Genomic DNA, 19,125 nt, shown 5'->3' on the forward strand with positions numbered 1-19,125 from the left:
TATAACGGAGCAGTGCTCATCGGACTCTCGACGCCTGTTGTGGTGCAGACACCCGCGGCGGCCAGTCCCTGGGAACGGGCCGCCGACATCGAGGACGTCGCCCGCATCGCCGAAACCGCCGACCGCCTGGGGTTCGACTACCTGACCTGTTCGGAGCACGTCGCCGTTCCTGTCGACGACGCCGCGGTCCGCGGCGCGGTGTACTGGGACCCGTTGGCCACCTTCGGCTTTCTGGCGGCCCGGACCACTCGCATCCGGCTGGCCACCTCGGTCCTCGTCCTCGGCTATCACCACCCGCTGGAGATCGCGAAACGCTATGGCACCCTTGATCGGGTCAGCGACGGACGGCTTGTCCTCGGCGTCGGCGTCGGATCGCTGCGTGCGGAATTCGACATGCTCGGCGCGACATGGGGGGACCGCGGCGCCAGGGCCGACGACGCCATCCGCGCACTGCGCTCGTCACTGTCGGTGCGCGAACCCTCCTATCGCGGCGAGTTCTACCGCTACGAGGCAATAGTCGTCGAGCCGAGCGCCGTGCAACCCCGGGTGCCTATCTGGGTGGGCGGCCGCAGCCGGCGTTCGCTGCGTCGCGCGGTGACACTCGCCGACGGGTGGATGCCCTTCGGGCTGAGATCAGTCGAGATTGCCGAAATGCTCGCTGCGCAAGATATTCCGGACAGGTTCGACGTGATCCTGCCTGTCGGTCCGCTCGATCCGGGGGCACGCGCCGCATGCCTGAAGCGGCTCAGAACCCTGCGCGGCGTCGGCGCCACGGGCGTGACGTGCACGGTGGCCGCATCCTCGGTCGATCACTACTGTGAGCAGCTGGCATCGTTACGCGAGCTCGTCGAAGAACTCTGAAGCCACGAAAGGGAAGCAAGAATGTCGGCTGACCTTGCAGCCCTGGAAGTTCGCCTGCAGCAGCTGGACGGCCGGGGTCGCCGGGCGCACGGACTAGCCGCGCCGAGCAGCAGGGGGCGGGACCGCCGGTCCCGTCGAGATGACCCTGGTCGCCCAGAGCGCCGGGTTCTCAGATAGCCGGCACCGGCTCGAAACTGGCGCTCAGTTCCCGCCACGTGCTCAGGACGGCTTCGAGTTGTTCGGCGGAGTGGCGGCCGAGACCGCACTCGGTGGACAAGCCGAATTCCGGTAGGAAGTCGGCCGCGATCGCGGCGCGACTACGTGCGCCCTCGGCGCCGTCCTCGGCGTGCACCAGACCGAGGTAGAACTCCGTGTCAGGTTCGACGGCGAGGTCGGCCAGCGGCCGCCAGTGTGCCCGTCTGGTCCAGGAAGTGACCGTGGCGGCCTGAATCGCGTTGATGGGCCGGGTGATGTGACGGGAGAGCCCGTTGGCCAGGGCGACGATGGCCGACGCGTCGCGGGGCAGGATGTGCCGTCCGCCGCGCGCCGCCGCGGCGTCGTTCGGCGGCTCTCCCATGAACGGGGACGCGCCGAACTTGGAGTCTCCGTAGCAGAGGTGAAATGTCAGGTCGACCTCCCCGGCCACCCAGTGCGCGAGTCGTGCGGTGGCTTCGAAGATGGCCTCGTTGTCGCCGTAGGGATTCGGGAACCAGCCCTCGACGGTCGCCAGCTCGGTCGGCAGGTCCCACTGAATGGCGAGGTCGGTGTGGGGGATCGCGTCCTGGATCGCGTCGACGCTGCGACGCAGTGCGTGCTCGTAGGCGAGCGCGACCTCGACCCGGGAGTCGAACTCCACGAACGAGTTCACCGCGTTCAGGGGTGTGGCGATCGAGACGAGGAAGCGTGAGTCGGCGGCGAGGACACCGGCGTCGCGCTCGGCCCGGAACTCGCGGTAGGAAGCGATCGCCGTCGAGTGATAGTCGATGTCGCCGAATACCACGGTGGTTGCGGGCAGCACGCGCGCACGCTCGCCGTCGGAGGCGAGCGTGTCGTTGGCGAGGAAGTGCGCCGCATGTACCAGGACCCAGTTGGCGCGGTCGCCGGGCTCGCCGTCGGGTACCCGGGTCACGCCGGGCTGAAGACGCTCGCCGACGAGCGCGAAGGCGGCCCCGGTGGTGGGGACGTTGATGCTGCCGGTGAGATAGAAGCTGGTCATCGAGGTTCCTTTGCGGGTGGCGGTGTCAGAGCAGCAGACCCAGGCGCGGCGGAAGCGTGCCGTCGAGCGTGTGCCGGCCGAGGTGGACGTATTTCCAGCGGGCCGGGTCGTGCAGACTGTGCACGCGCACGTTGCGCCAGTGCCGGTCCAGTGCGAAGCCGGCGTCCGTCGCCGAGGCGCCGGCGAGTTCAAGGACGCCGCCGGCGATCTCGACGGCGAACTCCTGTGTCAGCGCCTTGGCCGCCGCGACCTGCAGAGAGGCCTTCGCTGCGGCGGCCCGGGTCAGTTCCGGCTCGGCCAGCGCGTCGTCGACCAGCGCGGAGCCGTGGGCGAGCAGGGCCTCCAGCGCGTACAGCCTGGCGGTCAGTTCACCGAAACGGCGCACCACGTGCGGTTCGTCGGCCGCCCGGTCGACGCCGGCTTCGAACCACGGGCGGCTGCGGGTGGCGACGAAGGCCGCACCGTCTTCCAATGCCGCCCTGGCGATTCCGACGTCGACCGCGGTGTGCAGCGCCTGGTCGAAGGCACCGAGCACCGACGGCGGCGCGGTGACCGGGTCGGGGTCGGGCCCCTCGTCGATGACGTACTCGGCGGCGACGTTGACGTTGTCCAGGATGACCTCACCGCTGGCGGTACCGCGCTGCCCGAACGCCGACCACCGGTCGAGGTTCAGCGTCACCCCGGGGTCGGTGGGCCGGACGAAGACCGTCGCGCCGTGACCGGTGCCGTCGATGCGCGCCGCCACGGCGATCCACTGGGCGCCCAGCGAGCCCGTCGCGTAGTACTTCACTCCGTTGAGGACCCAGCCGCGGCCGGCGTCTCGGCGCACGATGGTTTTTCGTTCCACGCTGGTCCGTGTCCCGCGTTCCACGGTGGCGTTGCCCAACTGGGCCCCGGCCAGCACCGCTGCGTAGATATGGGGAGCGGGCGCGTTGTCGCCGAGACCGCGGATCGCCGCGCTGAGGACGTAGTGGGCCAACAGCAACTGCCCGACCGCGGAGTCTGCCCGCGACAGGATGCGCAGTACCTCGACCGCGGTCGACCGCGGCAGGTCAGGCCCGCCGAACGCCGCGGGAACGAGAATGCCCAGAAGTCCGGATTCCCCGACCCGGCGTAACGACTCGGTGGGCAGCGCCCCGTCGAGTTCACGTTGCACCGCCCCGGCAGCGACCTCGGCAGCGACCTCGGTCGCCACGCCGAGTGCCGCCTCGACGGACTGCAGAACCGGGACGGTGGTCTCGGCGGAGATGGTATCGGTCACGGTCATGGGATGGGACTCCTCGTCTGATGTCTGCGGAAAACGTACGGAGCGTGAATGTTCGGTGTCGATACGGTTCAAGCGACGCTGGAGACGTGTGCAGCAATGCTGTAGACCGCTTCGTCGGCCAGACGTGCGCCGGCGGCGGCGATGCTGCCGACCACTGTGGCGAGAGTGCTCGCCGGCCGCGGTGCCGATGCGGTGGCAACGCAGATCCGGCGTACGGGCCGATGACCGGTCAGCCTTCGCACGGCGACGTCGTCGCGGACCCGGGCGGCAGCGAGCGACGGCACCAGGGATACGCCCAGCCCCGCCGCCACGAAACCCTGCACCGTGGCGTAGTCCTCGGCGCGGAACGCTACCGAAGGCTCGAACCGGCACCGCGGCAGGCGTCTCGGAACACCCGCGTGTCCGGGCAGGCACCTGTCTGTGAGCTGAGGACCCAGCTCTCGGCGGCGAGCGCGGTCATCGGCACCTCCGCGCGCCCGGCCATGGGATGGGCGCGCGGAAGTACGGCGTAGAACTCGTCGTCATAGACGCCGACGGTATTGACCCCGGGGAACTCCGGACGGTCGCCGGGGACCTCGGTGATCATCGCGGCATCCGCGCCGCCGGTCCGTAGCAGTTCGACGCCGTCCTCGGGGTCGACAGCGACCAACTCGACCTCCACCCCGGGAAGCAGGGCGCGGACTCGCGCGATCGCCGGCGGCAGGATGGCGGCCGCCGCGCTCGAGAACGACGCGATGCGCACGAGGCCGCGCCGCGGCGACGCCAGATCCGCCAGGTCCCGTTCGGCGGCGTTGATCGCGCCGAGGATGGCCGGGACGTGCTCGAGCAGGCGGGCTCCCGCCTCGGTGAGCCGTGCGCCCGACGGTCCACGGTGCACCAGCCTCCAGCCGAGGTCGCGTTCGAGCGCGGTGACCTGTTGGGAAACCGCGGAAGTGGTGTAGTTCAACGACACCGCGGCCGCACTCAGCGAACCGGCGCGGGCGATCTCCTGCAGGACGATCAAGCGGCGCACATCGAACACCCCGGGAAGCCTAGGGCGGGGGCGCAGGACCCGGCAGAGTTGAAATCAGCGGGACCGCAAAGGGTCAGCCTCCAGGATCAGCACGCGCGGAGCTGATCCCGTGGTGAAGCTCGGCCACGTCGGGATGCGCGCGGTTGCGCGACTTCCATGCGTTCTCCCCGTAGGTGTTGAAGATCGGATTGTGAGGGTCGGCCTCCACGCCACGCGACAGCGCGGCCAACTCCGCCGGCAGGGTAATGATCGGGACGAGCGCGTCGAGCGCCGGATTGAGGAAGTAGGGGATCGAGACGCGGTCGGTGCCCGGCGGCGGGGACAGCACCCGATGCTGGGTGGCGCGTAGGTAGCCGCCCGTGGCGACCTCCAGCAATTCACCGATGTTGACGATGAACGCCCCCGGCAGCGGCGGCACGTCCAGCCACTCGCCGCGTCGGAGCTCCACCTGCAGCCCCGCGGACCCGGGTTCGACCAGCAGCAGGGTCAGGACCCCGGAGTCCTTGTGCGCCCCGACGCCCTGCGGGGTCTCCTCGGTGCCGGGGTAGCGCACCACCTTGATCAACGTCGCGGGTCGGTCGGCGAAGGCGTCGTCGAACAAATCTTCGGCAGCGCCCAGGGACACCGCCCAATGCCTGAGCAGGCGCAGGCCGACGCCCGACAGCGCACTGTCCCACCGTTCGAACGCGGACCGGAAGCCGGCAGGCCGCTGCGGCCACAGATTGGGCCCCTGCAGCCTCCAATAGCCCTGTGCGCCAGGAATGATCGGTCGTTCGGGACCGATGTCGATCTGCTCCCGCCAGTCGACCCGGCCGTTGGTCAGTTCGCCGCCCAGCCGTGAGTAGCCGCGGAACTGGGGGCTCTTCAGTTGGCTGATGCGGTTCTTCTCCTCCAGCGGCAGCCCGAAGAACTGCCTGGCCAACCCCAGGATCTCGGTGAGCTGACGCTGCGGCACCCCGTGTCCGGTCAGATAGAAGAAGCCGAATGAGTGCGCTGCTTCCCGAAGCGCGACGCGGAACGCGTCCGGGTCGGAATCGGCGGTGGTCTGATCGAGCACGGGCAGCATGTTTGTCGACACTGCCGCATCCGGCGGCCACGGCCAACCCGTGTCAAGGAATTCTTCACAGGGCCTGAAGCAGGGCTGGATCGGGAACCACAGCGCGGGCGGCGGTCGCGTCCCGGTCAGCGGCCGCAGGTACCGGATCTGCCGGTGATCAGAGCCGCACCAGCGCGAACGGATAGGTGAACGCCCCGCCCGGCGCGCCGTCGCAGCCTGTCGCGAACGACGACGTCATCGTCCCCTGCAACGTGGCGGCGTCCCATTCGTACACATCGCGGGTCGGGATGACCGGACCGTAATACACGTTGCCGCACCGAAGCCCGTCGGGGACATCCACGCTCAGGGTGTACCTGCCGTCTGCCAGATGTGCGTCACCGCTGTACTCGAACGCCTTCGCGGTCGGCATCGGTATCGCCTTGATGTGAGCGCAGCCCGCGGCATCGGGGATGCAGTAGGTCACCGCCCAGGTCCAGGTGTGAAAGTCATACCGTCCCTGGATGTTCAGTGAATAGTTGGCGAAGAACGGTGCGGCCTGGGCCGGTGCGGGCGACATGACTGTTCCCGCCGCCAGCAGGACCGTCCCGGCGATTGTGCGCATCTGCATGAGTGAGCTCCGTGAGAGTGGATGGGGCGAGTCGCGACGACTACATGTGGGAGCCGCCGTCGATTCGGACCTCGGTGCCGGTGATGAAGTACGCGTCCTTACTGCCCAGCATCGCCACCACCCCGGCGACGGCATCCGGGGCGGCGAAGATCGCGCCGCCGTCCAGGGGCAGCATCGGCGCGACCTTGCCGAACAGCGTGTAGTCGGCGTCCTCCGGGAGACCGGGTCCGATGCTCTGGCGGGAGGCGCCGGTGCCGTCGGTCATCCCGGACGAGATCGAGCCCGGTTGAACGCAATTGAACCGGATGCCGGCTTTGGCGAATTCCGACGCCCACGCGTGGGTCATCGCCAGCACCCCGCCCTTGGACGCGGCGTAGGCGGCCATATAGGGATGGGCGAACTGTGCCGAGGTGGAACTGAAGTTCACCACCGCAGGACTGTTGCCCTCGTGCAGCGCCGCGATCGCCTCTCGGGTCACCAGGAACGTCCCGACCAGGTTGATGCGCAGCACCTGCTCGAAATCGGCGAGCGTGGTGTCCGCCAGATGCGCCGACCGCAGGATGCCTGCGGCGTTGACCAGCGTGTCCAGCCCGCCCAAGGTGCTGACCGCGTCGGCCACCCCGGCGGACACCGAGGCCTCGTCACCGATGTCCATCCGCACCGTCGACAGGCTCCCGCCGGTGTCACCGGCCTTCTCCACGGTGTCGGCGAGCCCGTCGGCGCTGACGTCGGCGGCCACCACCTGTGCGCCTTCGGCGAGGACACGCAGCACGCAGGCTTGTCCGATGCCCGAACCGCCTCCGGTGATCAGCACGCGTCGGCCGGCGTAACGCATCAGGGGTGAAGACCCTGCCGAGGTAGTGGACAAAGCACAACTCCTGTCAGTTTTCGATCCGGTTGCTGTTGAGTGTGACACCGGCCGTCCACGTTCACGTGCGATCGCAGCCCCGCGTCCGGCCCTTCCCGGTGGATGGGACGCGGTGTGTCCCGTGCCACGCCCAGCTGTCAACGTGTGTCTCGTCGCAGCGCGGCAGGTTTCAGTCGGTATCGAAGAAGGGTTCGGCGGCACATGGCGAACAAGGCCGCGGACCGTTGGTCCACCGGGCTACCGGCGTTCGGGGGCGGATTCTCCGGTCCGATGCAAGGCATCGGAGGGCTGCTGTCGATGTCTGCCGACGCCGTGAAGTTCCTGTTCCGCAGGCCTTTTCAGACCGGTGAGTTTCTGCTCCAGTCCTGGTTCGTGGCGGGGGTGTCCCTGGCCCCGACACTGCTGGTCGCCATCCCGTTCACTGTCCTGGTCAGCTTCACCCTGAACATCCTGTTGCGCGAACTCGGCGCGGCCGACCTGTCCGGTGCCGGTGCCGCGTTCGGCGCCGTCACACAGGTCGGACCCATGGTCACGGTGCTCATCGTCGCCGGAGCCGGGGCGACCGCGATGTGCGCCGATCTGGGTTCGCGCACCATCCGCGAGGAGATCGACGCGATGGAGGTGCTGGGTATCAACCCGGTGCAGCGGCTGGTGACCCCGCGGATGTTGGCCTCCGGCCTGGTCGCGTTGCTGCTCAACAGCCTGGTGGTGATCATCGGAATCGTCGGCGGCTACGTCTTTTCGATCTTCGTCCAGGGCGTGAACCCTGGTGCGTTCGCGGCGGGCATCACGCTGCTCACCGGGGTGCCCGAGGTCATCATCTCGTGCGTCAAGGCGGCGCTGTTCGGGCTGATCGCCGGGCTGGTGGCCTGCTACCGCGGTTTGAGCATCAGCAGCGGCGGCGCCAAAGCCGTGGGGAACGCGGTCAATGAAACCGTGGTCTACGCCTTCATGGCGCTGTTCGTCGTCAACGTCGTCGTCACGGCGATCGGCATCCAGATGACGTCGGGCTAGGGCAGCCGGTATGGCGGCGATACGCGCACTGCACCCGCGGCTGGCCCATCAGGTCGGTCGACCCCTCGACACTCTGGGCAGGATCGGGGACCACACGGCGTTCTACGGCCGGGCTCTGGCCGGCGTGCCGCACGCAGCGGTGCACTACCGCAGGGAGATCGTCCGTCTGATCGCCGAGATCAGCATGGGCGCAGGCACTCTGGCCATGATTGGGGGCACTGTCGTCATCGTCGGGTTCCTGACCCTGGCCGCCGGCGGCACCCTGGCGGTGCAGGGCTACAGCTCTCTGGGCGACATCGGCATCGAAGCCCTGACCGGCTTTCTGGCCGCGTTCATCAACGTGCGGATCTCCGCTCCGGTGGTGGCCGGCATCGGACTGGCCGCGACGTTCGGTGCGGGTGTCACCGCGCAGCTGGGCGCGATGCGCATCAACGAGGAGATCGACGCGCTGGAAACGATGGGAATTCGTCCCGTCGAGTATCTCGTCAGCACCCGCATCGTCGCCGGGATGATCGCGATCGCCCCGCTGTACTCGATCGCGGTGATCCTGTCGTTCGCAGCCAGCAAGCTCACCACCGTGGTGCTGTTCGGCCAGTCGGCGGGCCTGTACGACCACTACTTCACCACCTTCTTGAACCCGAAGGATCTGTTGTGGTCCTTCCTACAGGCGATCCTGATGGCGATGGCGATCCTGTTGGTGCACACCTACTTCGGCTACTTCGCCGGCGGCGGGCCCTCCGGGGTGGGGGTCGCGGTCGGTAACGCCGTCCGCACCTCGCTGATCGTCGTGATCTCGGTGACGCTGCTGGTGTCGCTGTCGATCTACGGCGCCAACGGCAACTTCAACCTGTCGGGTTAGCGGGGACGTCAACGATGTCGGTGAATTCACGCCCCAGACGGCCGCTGCTCGGCCTGGCCACCGTGCTGGCTGTGGCCGCGGTGATCGCGGTCGCGGTGGGCCTGTTCCGCGGCAGCTTCCTCAGCACGGTCCCCGTGACCGTGCTGTCGGAGCGGGCCGGCCTGGTGATGGGCACGGACGCCAAGGTGAAACTGCATGGGGCGCAGGTGGGTTCAGTGCAGTCCATCGAAGCGCTGCCTGACGGCCGGGCGGCGATCCACCTGGCGATGGACCCGTCGTACATGGACATCATCCCGTCCGATGTTCGGGTGGACATCGCCTCGTCGACGGTGTTCGGCTCCAAATACGTCGAACTGGTGCCGCCGGCCGATCCCTCGGTGCAGCCGCTGCGGGCCGGACAGGTCCTGGACGCCGAGCACGTCACCGTGGAGATCAACACGGTGTTCGAACAGTTGTCCTCGGTGCTGGCCAAGATCGAGCCTGCCGAACTGAATCAGACGCTCGGCGCACTGGCCACCGCGTTGAGCGGGCGCGGCGAACAGATCGGCCAGACGATGTCCGACTTCGAAGCGTTCCTGGCCAAGATCGAACCGAGCCTGCCCGCCATGGAACATGAGCTCGCGGTGGCGCCCGTGGTCATCGGCACCTACGCCGACGTCGCGCAGGAACTTCTCGACACCGTCGCTGCCGCGACCACCATCGGTCGAACCATCGTCGAGGAACAGGACAACCTGGACACGCTGCTGGTCAGTGTGATCGGACTGTCCGACATCGGCCAGGACGTGGTAGGAGGCAACCGGGAAGCGATCAGCACCGTGATGGAACTGCTGGTCCCCACCACCGACCTGCTGAACGAATACCACCAGGCGCTCAACTGTGGTCTGGGCGGGGCGGCGCAGCTGGCCAAGGCGCCCGGCACGCCGGTACCCGGCGGCCTGCTGCTGCAGACCATCGTGTTGGGGCAGGAGCGCTACCGCTATCCGCAGAACCTGCCCAAGGTGGCCGCCAAGGGTGGTCCGCAGTGCACGGATCTGCCCAAGGTGGGCTTTCAGAAACGGCCACCGTTCGTGATCACCGATGTCAACGCCAACCCCGCGCAATACGGAAACCAGGGCATCGTGCTGAATTCCGACGGCCTCAAGCAGCTTCTGTTCGGTCCGATCGACGGGCCGCCCCGCAACAGCGGACAGATCGGACAACCAGGATGACGGACGTGGGCAGGGCCGCGACGAAATTCGCGGCGTTCGGAATGACTATGGTGCTCCTGACCGTCGGACTGTTCGTGATATTCGGTGAGTACCGGTCAGGATCGGCCAACAAGTACTCGGCGGTCCTCGTCGACTCCTCCAGCCTGGAACGCGGAGATTCGGTGCGGGCAGCCGGAATCCGCGTCGGCACGGTCAACGCCGTCACGTTGCAGGGCGACGGCTCCGTCGTCGTCGATTTCGACGCCGACGACAACGTCAGGCTCACCGAAAGCACGAAGATCGCGGTGCGGTATCTGAACCTCGTCGGTGATCGCTACCTGGAACTCCTCGACGAACCCGGCTCGGCGAAGATCCAGCCGCCGGGCTCCCGCATCGGCGTGGAGCGCACCGAGCCGGCACTGAATCTCGATCTGCTGCTGGGCGGCCTCAAACCGGTCATCCAGGGGCTGAACCCCGACGACGTCAACACCCTGACCAGCTCCCTGATCCAGATCCTGCAAGGCCAGGGCGGCAACCTGGAATCGCTGTTCAGCAGGACGGCGTCGTTCACCAACGCGCTGGCCGACAATGGGCAGACCGTCGAACGGCTCATCGACACGCTCAACGACACCATCACCACCGTCGCCGCCGACGGCGAGAACTTCTCCGCGGCCGTCGATCGGCTCGAGCAGCTGGCCACAGGTCTGGCCCAGGATCGTGACCCGATCGGTGACGCCATCACCGCGCTGGACACCGGTACCGCGTCGCTGGCGGGGCTGCTGACCGAGGCCAGGCCACCGCTGGCCGGAACAGTCGACGAGTTGAACCGCCTCGCGCCCTTGCTGTCGAACGAAACCGATATGGCCCGACTGGATCTCGCATTGCAGAAAACCCCGCAGAACTACCGCAAGCTGGTGCGGCTCGGCTCCTACGGGAGCTGGCTGAACCTCTACATCTGCGGCGTCTCGATCCGGGTCACCGACCTGCAGGGGCGAACCGCGCACTTCCCGTGGGTCATCCAGAACACCGGAAGGTGCGGTGAGCCCTGATGCAGAAGTACCGCGGATCCTCCTTGGTCCGAGCCGGTTTCCTCGGCGCCGTCCTGATCGCCCTGGTGATCGTGGTCGGCCTGCAGCCCCAGCAACTGTGGGCGATGGCCACCTCGGTGCGCTACCAGGCGGTCTTCGCCGAGGCCGGCGGGCTGACGGCCGGCAATCAGGTGAAGGTGTCGGGAGTGACCGTGGGCTCCGTCTCCGATGTCGAACTCTCCCGCGGCACAGCCCTGGTCACCTTCTCGGTCGAGAGCGCGGTGCGCGTGGGCGGCGACACCACCGCCACCGTCGGTATCTCGACAGTGCTGGGCGAACGGGTGCTGGTGCTCACACCGGCCGGCAGCGAGAGCCTCGGCTCGATGGGGATCATCCCGCTGACCCGAACCGGTTCGCCCTACTCGCTGACCGACGCGGTGGGGGAGTTCACATCGAACACCGAGGCCACCGACACGGCCGCGATCAACCAGTCACTGGATACGTTGTCCGACACCATCGAACGCATCGCCCCGCAGCTTTCGCCCACCTTCGACGGGGTGTCCCGGCTGTCGCGATCGCTGAACAGCCGCAACGAATCGCTGTCCGCGCTGCTGGACGCCGCCGCCGACGTCACCGAGGTCCTCTCCGAACGCAGCGTGCAGGTCAACACGCTGCTGCTCAACGCCAACGATCTGCTCGCCGTCCTGCAGGAACGCCGGTACGCGATCGTCAACCTCCTGTCCAGCACCACCGCGGTGGCGCAACAGCTGTCCGGGATGGTCGCCGACAACGAGCAGGAACTGGCGCCGACATTGGAGAAGCTGAACACGGTCTCGGAGATGCTCGAGCGCAACCGGGACAACATCACGGCGTCCCTGAAAGGTCTCGCCAAATACCAGGTCACCCAGGGCGAGGCCGTGAACAACGGCTTCTTCTACAACGGGTTCGCGTCGAATCTGTTGCCCGGCCTGGCGATCCAGCCGTTCCTGGACTACGCACTGGGCTTCCGCCGGGGCGTGAACGCCGGTCAGCCGCCGGACAGCGCCGGGCCGCGAGCCGAGTTCCCTTGGCCCTACAACGGCATCCCCGGAGGGTCGCGATGAGCGCACCAGGCAAGCAGAGCGCGTGGGTGCGGGCGGTGCTGCTGGCAGCACTGGCCGTGCTCGCTGTGGCGGGCGCCGGGGTGATCATCTACCAGCACTTCTTCAGCCCCTACACGGTGGTCGCGTACTTCCGTTCAGCCACAGCAATTTACGCGGGCGACGAGGTCAGGGTGGCCGGGGTGCGAGTGGGCACCATCGCATCCGTGGAGCCGCAGGGCACCCGCGCCAAGATGATGTTGGCCATCGACCGCGACGTGCCGATCCCCGCAGACGCCGAGGCCATCATCGTGGCCCCCAACCTGGTGTCCGCCCGTTACGTCCAGCTGACCCCGGCGTGGGGTGCGACACCGGAGACCAGTGGGCCGACGCTGCCCGACGGCGCCGAAATCAGTCAGGACCGCACGGCGGTCCCGGTGGAGTGGGACGAGATCAAGGAGCAACTGACCCGTCTGGCGACCGAACTCGGTCCGCGCAGCGGAGTCTCGCAGACCTCACTGGGACGGTTCATCGACACCACCGCGGACGCCATGGCCGGCAACGGCGACAAATTGCGCGAGACCATCGCCCAGCTCTCGGGGGTGGGGCGCATCCTGGGTGAGGGCAGCGGCGACATCGTCGAGGTCATCACGCACCTTCAGACGTTCGTCACCGCACTGCGCGACAGCAACGTTCAGATCGTGCAGTTCCAGGACCGCTTGGCCGACGTCAGCGGCGTGGTCGACGGCAGCCGTTCCGAACTGGACTCCGCGATCACCACACTGTCCGAAGCCGTCGGCGAGGTCCGGCGGTTCGTCGAGGGTTCGAGGAACCAGACCGCAGAACAGGTGCAGCGCCTCGCCGCGGTGACTCAAGTGCTGGCCGACGACAGCATGGTGCTCAAAAACATCCTGCACGCGGCCCCGAACGCGCTCGTCAACGGTTACAACATCTACAACCCCGACACCGGAGGACCCCGAGGCTCGTTCGCGATGAACAACTTCGCCAACCCGGTCACGATGATCTGCTCGGCGATCGCCGCGGTGGAGAACGTCACCGCCGAGGAGTCCGGCAAGGCGTGCGCGCAGTACCTCGGACCCGCGTTGCGGTTGATGAACTTCAACTACCTTCCGCTGCCGTTCAACGCATATCTCGGTCCCGCGCCGCAGAACGTGATCTACTCCGAACCCGGTCTGGCGCCCGGTGGCGGCAGGACCGCGCCTGCGCCGGCCGACGTGCCGCCCGCCGTGTCCGCCTATACCGGCGCCGGTGATGTTCCCCCGCCACCGGGGTGGACGGATCCATCGCATCCGCCGGGCGCCTTTGCTCCGCACGGATTGCCCGCCAACCCGTCGCCGGCGCTGTACCCCGGCGCGCCCATCCCGCCCGGCGTACCCGGTCCGGCGTCCGCGCCGTCGGGCCCGACCAACATCGCCGACATGCTGCTGCCCGCGGAGGCCGCGCCACCGACAGAAGGGAACCCGTGATGGCACGTCGTTCCGGCCGGCAGGCGCGTCGATGGGCGGCGACGGCATGCTGCGTGGCCCTGGCCGCGACAGGATGCTCCTTTGACGGGCTGAACTCCCTTCCGTTGCCGGGCACCGTCGGCACCGGCCCGGACGCGGTCGTCTACCGCGTCACGCTCGAAAATGTCGGCACGCTGGAGTCCAATTCACCGGTCATGCTGAACGACGTCGTCGTCGGCGCGGTGCGCACGATGACGTTCACCGACTGGCACGCCGAGATCGACGTGTCGGTGAAGCCCGACGTGGTGGTGCCTGCCAACGCGGTCGCCACCGTCGGGCAGACCAGTCTGCTCGGATCGATGCACGTGGCTCTCGATCCTCCCGTCGGGGAGGAGCCGACCGGCCGGCTGCGGCCGGGCGCCGACATCCCGCTGAACAGAACCTCCACGTATCCGTCGACCGAGCAGACGTTGTCGGCGCTGTCGGTGGTTGTCAACGGCGGTGGGCTCACCCAGATCGGTGACATCATCGGCAACTTCAGCGCCGCGCTCGACGGACGCCAGGAACAGATCCGTAACCTGCTCACCCGGATGAACGACGTGATCGGCATCCTGGACAACCAGCGCGACAGCATCAACGCCACGATCGCGGCGCTGCACCGGCTGGCCGACACGTTCGCCGGCCAGCGGGAGGTGCTGACCGCGGCGCTGAAACGGATCCCGGAAGCTCTCGACGTCCTCAACCGGCAACAGCCCCGCATCGTGACCGCGATGCGCAAACTCGGCGACTTCAGCAGAACCGCAACACATTTGATCGACGAAACCCAGGACGACATCGTGCGCAATCTGCGCAATCTCGAGCCGGCGGTACGGGCTCTCGCCGACGTCGGTCCCGATCTGGCGACGGCGCTGTCGTTCCTGCCGACCTACCCGTACACACAGGAGTTCATCGACCGGGGCATCCGGGGCGACTACATGAATCAGTTCATCGTGTTCGATTTCACGATCCCCCGCTTGAAGAGCGGCATCTTCCTCGGTACCCGCTGGGGCGAGCCCGGCGCCTCCCTGGTACCCGCACCCGGCGATCCGTGGTACTCGTCGTACACACTCGACCCGCTCCAGGCGCCGATCACCCCGGTTCCGGCGGAGGTGGCGACAATGCCACCACTGATCGATCCGCCGCCCCCGGCGAGCGGGCAACCTGCCGAAGGCGGCAACTGATGCTGACACGGTTCGTCCGCACCCAGTTGATCATCTTCTCCATCGCCTCCCTGGTGGGGCTGGGGGCGATGGTGTTCGTCTACCTACAGGCCCCGATGCTGCTCGGAATCGGCCGCATCGCGGTGACCCTGCACCTTCCGGCCACCGGTGGCCTGTACGAGTTCTCCAACGTGACCTACCGCGGAATCGAGGTCGGCAAGGTCACCGCCATCCGTCCGACCGGCGACGGTGCGACGGTCACCATGTCACTGAAGTCGGCACCGAAGATCCCCGCCGACCTGAAAGCCAACGTGCGCAGCGTATCCGCGGTCGGTGAGCAATACGTCGACCTGGAGCCGCGCACCGACGGCGGGCCGTATTTGGAGGACGGATCGGTGATCACCGCCGACCGTTCCTCGATTCCTCAGGCCGTCGGCCCGATGCTCGACCAGATGAGCGACCTCGTCGACAGCATCCCGACCGGCACGCTGAGCGGCCTACTCGACGAATCGTTCAAGGCGCTCAACGGAACCGGTTACGAGCTCGGCGCGCTGTTCGACTCCTCGGCCCGACTGGCCGCCGACGCTAACGCCACCGGCGACCAGGTTCGCACCGTGATCGACGACAGTCGACCGCTGCTCGACGGTCAGGCCGAAAAGGCCGACGCGATCACTACGTGGGCTCGCAGTCTGGCCGGGATCAGCAGGCAGATCGCCGACGACGACCCGCAGGTGCGCACCCTGCTGCGGACCGGGCCGGCAGCAGCCGACGAGGCCTCTCGGTTGCTCACGGAGGTGAAGCCGACTCTGCCTGTGCTGCTGGCCAATCTGACCAGCGTCGGCCAGGTCGGCGTCGCCTATCATCCGTCGCTGGAACAACTGCTGGTGTTGTTGCCCCCGTATCTGGCCGCGACCCAGTCCTACGGTTCGTCGCTGAACAACCCGACCGGCATGGCGCTGTCGGAATTCAGTCTGACTCTGGGCGATCCACCCGCCTGCGCGGTGGGCTTCCTGCCGCCGTCGTCGCGGCGCTCGCCCGCCGATCTGTCCGATGTGGACACCCCGGACGGTCTCTACTGCAAGCTGCCGCAGGATTCACCGATCGGTGTGCGCGGCACGCGGAATTTCCCGTGCATGGAGCAGCCGGGCAAGCGGGCGCCGACCGTCGAGATCTGCGAGAGCGACAAACCGTTCGAGCCGTTGGCGATGCGCCAGCACGTGCTCGGCCCGTACCCGATTGATCCCGCGTTGATCGCGCAGGGCGTCCCCCCGGATGACCGCGTCACCTTCAACGACCAGATCTTCGGACCGCTGGAGGGCACGCCGATGCCCGCCCCGGAGGCTCCAGCACCCGCGCCGGCCACCGGAGGTGCGTTGCCCGTAACGCCGAGCGGTTCCGTCGCACCCGACGACGGCCCGCCGGTCGCGGTTGCCACCTACAACCCCGAGACCGGACAGGTCGCCGCCCCGGACGGGCAGGTGTTCACGCAGTCGAATCTCGCTGCGAGCGCCCCGGACAGCTGGGAGGACCTGCTGCCCAGGTGAGTCGGGGGAGCCGGCTCTCATCAGCCGGTCGGGACTGCCCGTCCAGGGCGGTTTGACCGGCTGGACCGCACCGGCTGCTGCGGGAGGCGGCTCAGCCGACCTTGACCAGCTTGAACGGCATGTTGATGTAGACCGGCTTGTTCACCCCGCACGCGCCGCTCACACCGGTGGTGATGTCCTCGCCGACAAGGGTGGTCGACGTCGGGTCGGCGATGGCACCTTCGGCGTTCATCGCCTTGAACCGGAACACCTGAAGGCCGGGAGCCGATGTGCCATCGGGACACGGGATCCAGTTCTCCACGGTGTGCTTGACATACCAGACACCGCTCTTCTGGTATATCGGTGCGCTCCGACCCCATTCGCTGGCAACGGTCCCGGTGCACTCGCCGGGATAGCTGCACTGCGTGCGGACCGTCCAGGTGCTGCGCAGACTCGCCTGGTCGTAGAAGACCTCGTTCTTGCGCGCCCACTCACCGTTGGAGGTGGCGGTGTAGGTGCCGTTGAGTCCCCAGTCCGGGTTGTCGGCCGCGGCTGTCGGCGTACTCCCCGTGACGCCGCAGATCGCCACCGCCGCAACAGTGCTCACCATCGTCGGTACTCGGATCATGGCCTGCTCCTCACCGCGGCCGACGGGCGCGCGTCGGCGGCGCACGACGGTAACACCGGAAACCGGCCGGCCACGGCCGGGTGTCCGCTGAGCGGACTCTCCGCATCCGTCATCGCCGCGCCGCTGTCATCCTGTGAGACGTGCGCAGGGGAATCGTCGGTGTTGTGGCAGTGCTGGCCGCCGGACTGCTGACCGCAGCACCGGCGGCGGCCCAACCGGTGCCCTGTGACAACCCGTCCTGTACGCCCGGAATCAGACCTGCCGTCGTCCTCGGGGCGTCGTGCGCGGACACCGCGCATTACGTGTTCGGCACCACCTCGTGGGGCCGGCTGGTGTTCTGCGGATCACCGCGTCGGTTCGAGCCGCGCTACTTCCGGTCACCGTCGATGGCCGGTGTGAAGGAGTTCGACAGCAGCTGTGCCGGTTACGAGAACTGGGTGGCCCAGAGTCCCGACGGACTGTTCCTGAGTTGCCAGTCGAGAAACGGCGCTCCGAGGTGGAGCCGCGGCGATGACGGGTAGGGTGCTGGCTATCGGTGCGGCCGTTCTCTGCGCGGCCGCGGCGGCGGTGCCGTCTGCGCAGGCCTACCCGCCGGGGCCACGGCAGGTCACCTACACGGTGACCACCGAACAACCGGTTACCGCCGACATCTACTACCGCGATGCGGATCCGCCGACGTGGGCCGACTACAGCCACAACCCGTACCGTTTCAGCCCGAGAGCACGCGTCGACATCGGTCCGCAGAAGCCGTGGGTGCTCACCGTGGCACTGGCCGATCCGGACCGGTGGGCGATGGTGTCGGCGACCAGCGGACCGCTTCCCGGAGAGCCGCTGTTCAGATGCGAACTGGCTGTGGACGGCGTCGTCGTCGCCACCGGCCACGGGCCGTGCGGGGCGCTCTGCTCGGTCCGGCACTGGTAGCCGACGGACGGCGGTGACGCCGCCCGCTGGGTGGGAAGGCGACCCCGGTGACGCGGCACCGCGTCCTACGGTGCCGTCGTAGGTCGCCACCACGTCGGCGACGGAGGGATTGTGCAGATGTCGAAGCCCGACGCACCACAACGGGTGAATCACGTCGAGGAATCGGAAAACCTCGGCGATCTGACCCCTGGGCAGGTGGCGCTGCTGATCGAGGAGGCCGAGGCGGAGGCGGTCGAGGCGGAGACCCACGCCGCAGCCGCGCGTGCTCGCATCTGCGGGCCACGGTCGACCGGCGCCGGTGATGGACGCGGACCGCGGTGGCGGGTGCCGGCCGGGGTGGTGGCGCTGCTGTGCTCGCTGGCGATGGCGGTGGCCAGCTGGCACATCGTGTCGGAGCACCGCAACCACGTCCGGGATCAGCAGAACCGCGCCGAGTTCGCCGCCGCGGCCAAACAGGTCGTCGTCACCCTGATGTCGATCGACTTCAATGATCCGCAGTCCGGAGTGCAGCGCATCATCGACAACTCCACGGAGCCGTTCCGCAGTGAATTCGAGAGCAGCGCCGATGATTTCGTCAAGCTGTCCGCCGACGCGAAGGTGACCACGAAGGCGACCGCGAACGCGGCGGCGGTGCAGTCGGCCACGGCGGACTCGGGTGCTGGTGGCTGCCACCTCCACGGTGACCAACGCCGACGGTGTCGCCGAGCCTCCGCGAAGCTGGCGGTTGACCGTGAACCTGCAGCGGGGCGGGGACAGGATCAAGATGTCGAAAGTGGAGTTCCTCCAGTGACGGTCGAAGCGACGTCCAGGCGAACCGTTGGTATGTCGGCATCGCGGTGGCGCTGGGCCGTCGTCATGACCCTGCTGATCGCCTCGGCCGTGGTGCTTTCGACGCTCTACGTCACGCAGTACCGCGTTGACCGCCAGACCGGTCCCGCCGCAGAGGCGGAGGTGGTGGAGGCCGCGTCCGACGCAACCGCGTCGCTGCTGTCGTACACCCCTGAAACCATCGACACCGATCTGAGCACCGCCCAGGCCTTGATGACCGGGGAATTCGCCACCTACTACGGGAAGTTCACCGCTGACGTGGTCGCACCCGCGGTGCGCGAGCGCGGAGTGAAAGCCACCGCGCGGGTGGTCGATTCGGCGCTGATGGAGCTGAAGCCCGACCAGGCCAAGGTGCTCGTCTTTCTGAACCAGGAGACCGTGAGCCGTGAACGGCCGGAGCCCGCGGTGACCGCCAGCAGCGTGGTGGTGACGGTGACCAAGGTCGAAACCAACTGGCTGATCTCGGCATTCGACCCCGTGTGATTGCCGCGAGCGTGCGTGTCTG

General features: G+C 67.9%; 18 protein-coding genes and 1 pseudogene. 12 read left to right on the plus strand and 7 right to left on the minus strand.

All coding sequences use genetic code 11. From position 1 onward, the window contains the following. The first annotated feature begins 12 nt into the window (after positions 1-12). A complete protein-coding gene (locus KXD97_RS16145) occupies positions 13-861 on the plus strand; it encodes a TIGR03619 family F420-dependent LLM class oxidoreductase (RefSeq protein ID WP_260751032.1) in 849 nt (282 codons plus the stop codon). Between the two features lie 169 nt (positions 862-1,030). On the opposite strand, the gene KXD97_RS16150 is transcribed toward KXD97_RS16145, so the two are convergent. The 6 genes and pseudogenes from KXD97_RS16150 to KXD97_RS16180 all read right to left on the minus strand — a co-directional run bounded on the left by KXD97_RS16150 (position 1,031) and on the right by KXD97_RS16180 (position 6,855). Continuing rightward, positions 1,031-2,077 carry a hypothetical protein gene (locus KXD97_RS16150; RefSeq protein ID WP_260751033.1) on the minus strand — a complete coding sequence of 349 codons (1,047 nt, stop codon included), beginning with the start codon at positions 2,075-2,077 and terminating at the stop codon, positions 1,031-1,033. Between the two features lie 25 nt (positions 2,078-2,102). Next, positions 2,103-3,344, minus strand: coding sequence for an acyl-CoA dehydrogenase family protein (locus tag KXD97_RS16155; protein WP_260751034.1), 1,242 nt, complete (start codon positions 3,342-3,344; stop codon positions 2,103-2,105). Between the two features lie 68 nt (positions 3,345-3,412). Then, a pseudogene (locus KXD97_RS16165) lies at positions 3,413-4,365 on the minus strand (LysR family transcriptional regulator). Between the two features lie 64 nt (positions 4,366-4,429). Next, complete coding sequence (locus KXD97_RS16170) at positions 4,430-5,422, minus strand: isopenicillin N synthase family oxygenase (protein WP_260758001.1); 993 nt, start codon at positions 5,420-5,422, stop codon at positions 4,430-4,432. 148 nt (positions 5,423-5,570) lie between these two features. Then, positions 5,571-6,020 carry a hypothetical protein gene (locus KXD97_RS16175; RefSeq protein ID WP_260751036.1) on the minus strand — a complete coding sequence of 150 codons (450 nt, stop codon included), beginning with the start codon at positions 6,018-6,020 and terminating at the stop codon, positions 5,571-5,573. 40 nt (positions 6,021-6,060) lie between these two features. Next, entirely contained in the window at positions 6,061-6,855 is a 795-nt protein-coding gene (locus KXD97_RS16180; RefSeq protein WP_260751037.1) for an SDR family NAD(P)-dependent oxidoreductase, read from the minus strand. Positions 6,856-7,089: 234 nt separating this feature from the next. Here KXD97_RS16180 and KXD97_RS16185 point away from each other — a divergent pair, with 234 nt between their 5' ends. Genes KXD97_RS16185 through KXD97_RS16220 form a run of 8 tightly spaced genes read left to right on the plus strand, consistent with a single transcriptional unit; the run spans position 7,090 to position 16,264 of the window. After that, a complete protein-coding gene (locus KXD97_RS16185; RefSeq protein WP_260751038.1) occupies positions 7,090-7,902 on the plus strand; it encodes an ABC transporter permease in 813 nt (270 codons plus the stop codon). Positions 7,903-7,912: 10 nt separating this feature from the next. Beyond that, positions 7,913-8,761, plus strand: a complete 849-nt coding sequence (locus tag KXD97_RS16190; RefSeq protein ID WP_260751039.1) for an ABC transporter permease — start codon at positions 7,913-7,915, stop codon at positions 8,759-8,761. Positions 8,762-8,775: 14 nt separating this feature from the next. Then, positions 8,776-9,969 (plus strand): MCE family protein, encoded by a 1,194-nt coding sequence (locus KXD97_RS16195; RefSeq protein WP_260751040.1) that lies wholly within the window; start codon positions 8,776-8,778, stop codon positions 9,967-9,969. Then, a complete protein-coding gene (locus KXD97_RS16200; RefSeq protein ID WP_260751042.1) occupies positions 9,966-10,997 on the plus strand; it encodes an MCE family protein in 1,032 nt (343 codons plus the stop codon). The genes KXD97_RS16195 and KXD97_RS16200 overlap by 4 nt, the downstream gene beginning before the upstream one ends. Further along, positions 10,997-12,079 carry an MCE family protein gene (locus KXD97_RS16205; RefSeq protein WP_260751044.1) on the plus strand — a complete coding sequence of 361 codons (1,083 nt, stop codon included), beginning with the start codon at positions 10,997-10,999 and terminating at the stop codon, positions 12,077-12,079. The genes KXD97_RS16200 and KXD97_RS16205 overlap by 1 nt, the downstream gene beginning before the upstream one ends. Continuing rightward, on the plus strand, positions 12,076-13,542 hold the full coding sequence (locus KXD97_RS16210) for an MCE family protein (protein WP_260751046.1): 1,467 nt from the start codon (positions 12,076-12,078) through the stop codon (positions 13,540-13,542). Before KXD97_RS16205 ends, KXD97_RS16210 begins: the two co-directional genes overlap by 4 nt. Beyond that, positions 13,542-14,741, plus strand: a complete 1,200-nt coding sequence (locus KXD97_RS16215; protein ID WP_260751047.1) for an MCE family protein — start codon at positions 13,542-13,544, stop codon at positions 14,739-14,741. The genes KXD97_RS16210 and KXD97_RS16215 overlap by 1 nt, the downstream gene beginning before the upstream one ends. Then, a complete protein-coding gene (locus KXD97_RS16220; RefSeq protein WP_260751048.1) occupies positions 14,741-16,264 on the plus strand; it encodes an MCE family protein in 1,524 nt (507 codons plus the stop codon). The genes KXD97_RS16215 and KXD97_RS16220 overlap by 1 nt, the downstream gene beginning before the upstream one ends. Positions 16,265-16,355: 91 nt before the next feature. Here KXD97_RS16220 and KXD97_RS16225 read toward each other — a convergent pair whose 3' ends face one another. After that, positions 16,356-16,871, minus strand: coding sequence for a hypothetical protein (locus tag KXD97_RS16225; protein WP_260751050.1), 516 nt, complete (start codon positions 16,869-16,871; stop codon positions 16,356-16,358). Between the two features lie 164 nt (positions 16,872-17,035). Between KXD97_RS16225 and KXD97_RS16230 the strand changes: the two genes are divergently transcribed. The 3 genes from KXD97_RS16230 to KXD97_RS33310 all read left to right on the plus strand — a co-directional run bounded on the left by KXD97_RS16230 (position 17,036) and on the right by KXD97_RS33310 (position 19,103). Beyond that, positions 17,036-17,392: a hypothetical protein gene (locus KXD97_RS16230; protein WP_260758002.1), complete on the plus strand. Its 357-nt coding sequence runs from the start codon at positions 17,036-17,038 to the stop codon at positions 17,390-17,392. Then, complete coding sequence (locus KXD97_RS16235) at positions 17,382-17,792, plus strand: hypothetical protein (RefSeq protein ID WP_260751052.1); 411 nt, start codon at positions 17,382-17,384, stop codon at positions 17,790-17,792. Before KXD97_RS16230 ends, KXD97_RS16235 begins: the two co-directional genes overlap by 11 nt. A gap of 822 nt (positions 17,793-18,614) precedes the next feature. After that, on the plus strand, positions 18,615-19,103 hold the full coding sequence (locus KXD97_RS33310; RefSeq protein ID WP_260758003.1) for a hypothetical protein: 489 nt from the start codon (positions 18,615-18,617) through the stop codon (positions 19,101-19,103). The last annotated feature ends 22 nt before the right edge of the window (positions 19,104-19,125 follow it).

The organism is Mycobacterium sp. SMC-8 (assembly GCF_025263565.1).
Lineage (GTDB): Bacteria > Actinomycetota > Actinomycetes > Mycobacteriales > Mycobacteriaceae > Mycobacterium.

Bases quoted from the DNA above. Each gene is read 5' to 3' on its own strand.
- KXD97_RS16150 (WP_260751033.1), bottom strand. From the start codon at position 2,077: ATGACCAGCTTCTATCTCACCGGCAGCATCAACGTCCCCACCACCGGG.
- KXD97_RS16155 (WP_260751034.1), bottom strand. From the start codon at position 3,344: ATGACCGTGACCGATACCATCTCCGCCGAGACCACCGTCCCGGTTCTG.
- KXD97_RS16170 (WP_260758001.1), bottom strand. From the start codon at position 5,422: ATGCTGCCCGTGCTCGATCAGACCACCGCCGATTCCGACCCGGACGCG.
- KXD97_RS16175 (WP_260751036.1), bottom strand. From the start codon at position 6,020: ATGCAGATGCGCACAATCGCCGGGACGGTCCTGCTGGCGGCGGGAACA.
- KXD97_RS16180 (WP_260751037.1), bottom strand. From the start codon at position 6,855: ATGCGTTACGCCGGCCGACGCGTGCTGATCACCGGAGGCGGTTCGGGC.
- KXD97_RS16185 (WP_260751038.1), top strand. From the start codon at position 7,090: ATGGCGAACAAGGCCGCGGACCGTTGGTCCACCGGGCTACCGGCGTTC.
- KXD97_RS16190 (WP_260751039.1), top strand. From the start codon at position 7,913: ATGGCGGCGATACGCGCACTGCACCCGCGGCTGGCCCATCAGGTCGGT.
- KXD97_RS16195 (WP_260751040.1), top strand. From the start codon at position 8,776: ATGTCGGTGAATTCACGCCCCAGACGGCCGCTGCTCGGCCTGGCCACC.
- KXD97_RS16200 (WP_260751042.1), top strand. From the start codon at position 9,966: ATGACGGACGTGGGCAGGGCCGCGACGAAATTCGCGGCGTTCGGAATG.
- KXD97_RS16205 (WP_260751044.1), top strand. From the start codon at position 10,997: ATGCAGAAGTACCGCGGATCCTCCTTGGTCCGAGCCGGTTTCCTCGGC.
- KXD97_RS16210 (WP_260751046.1), top strand. From the start codon at position 12,076: ATGAGCGCACCAGGCAAGCAGAGCGCGTGGGTGCGGGCGGTGCTGCTG.
- KXD97_RS16215 (WP_260751047.1), top strand. From the start codon at position 13,542: ATGGCACGTCGTTCCGGCCGGCAGGCGCGTCGATGGGCGGCGACGGCA.
- KXD97_RS16220 (WP_260751048.1), top strand. From the start codon at position 14,741: ATGCTGACACGGTTCGTCCGCACCCAGTTGATCATCTTCTCCATCGCC.
- KXD97_RS16225 (WP_260751050.1), bottom strand. From the start codon at position 16,871: ATGATCCGAGTACCGACGATGGTGAGCACTGTTGCGGCGGTGGCGATC.
- KXD97_RS16235 (WP_260751052.1), top strand. From the start codon at position 17,382: ATGACGGGTAGGGTGCTGGCTATCGGTGCGGCCGTTCTCTGCGCGGCC.
- KXD97_RS33310 (WP_260758003.1), top strand. From the start codon at position 18,615: ATGTCGGCATCGCGGTGGCGCTGGGCCGTCGTCATGACCCTGCTGATC.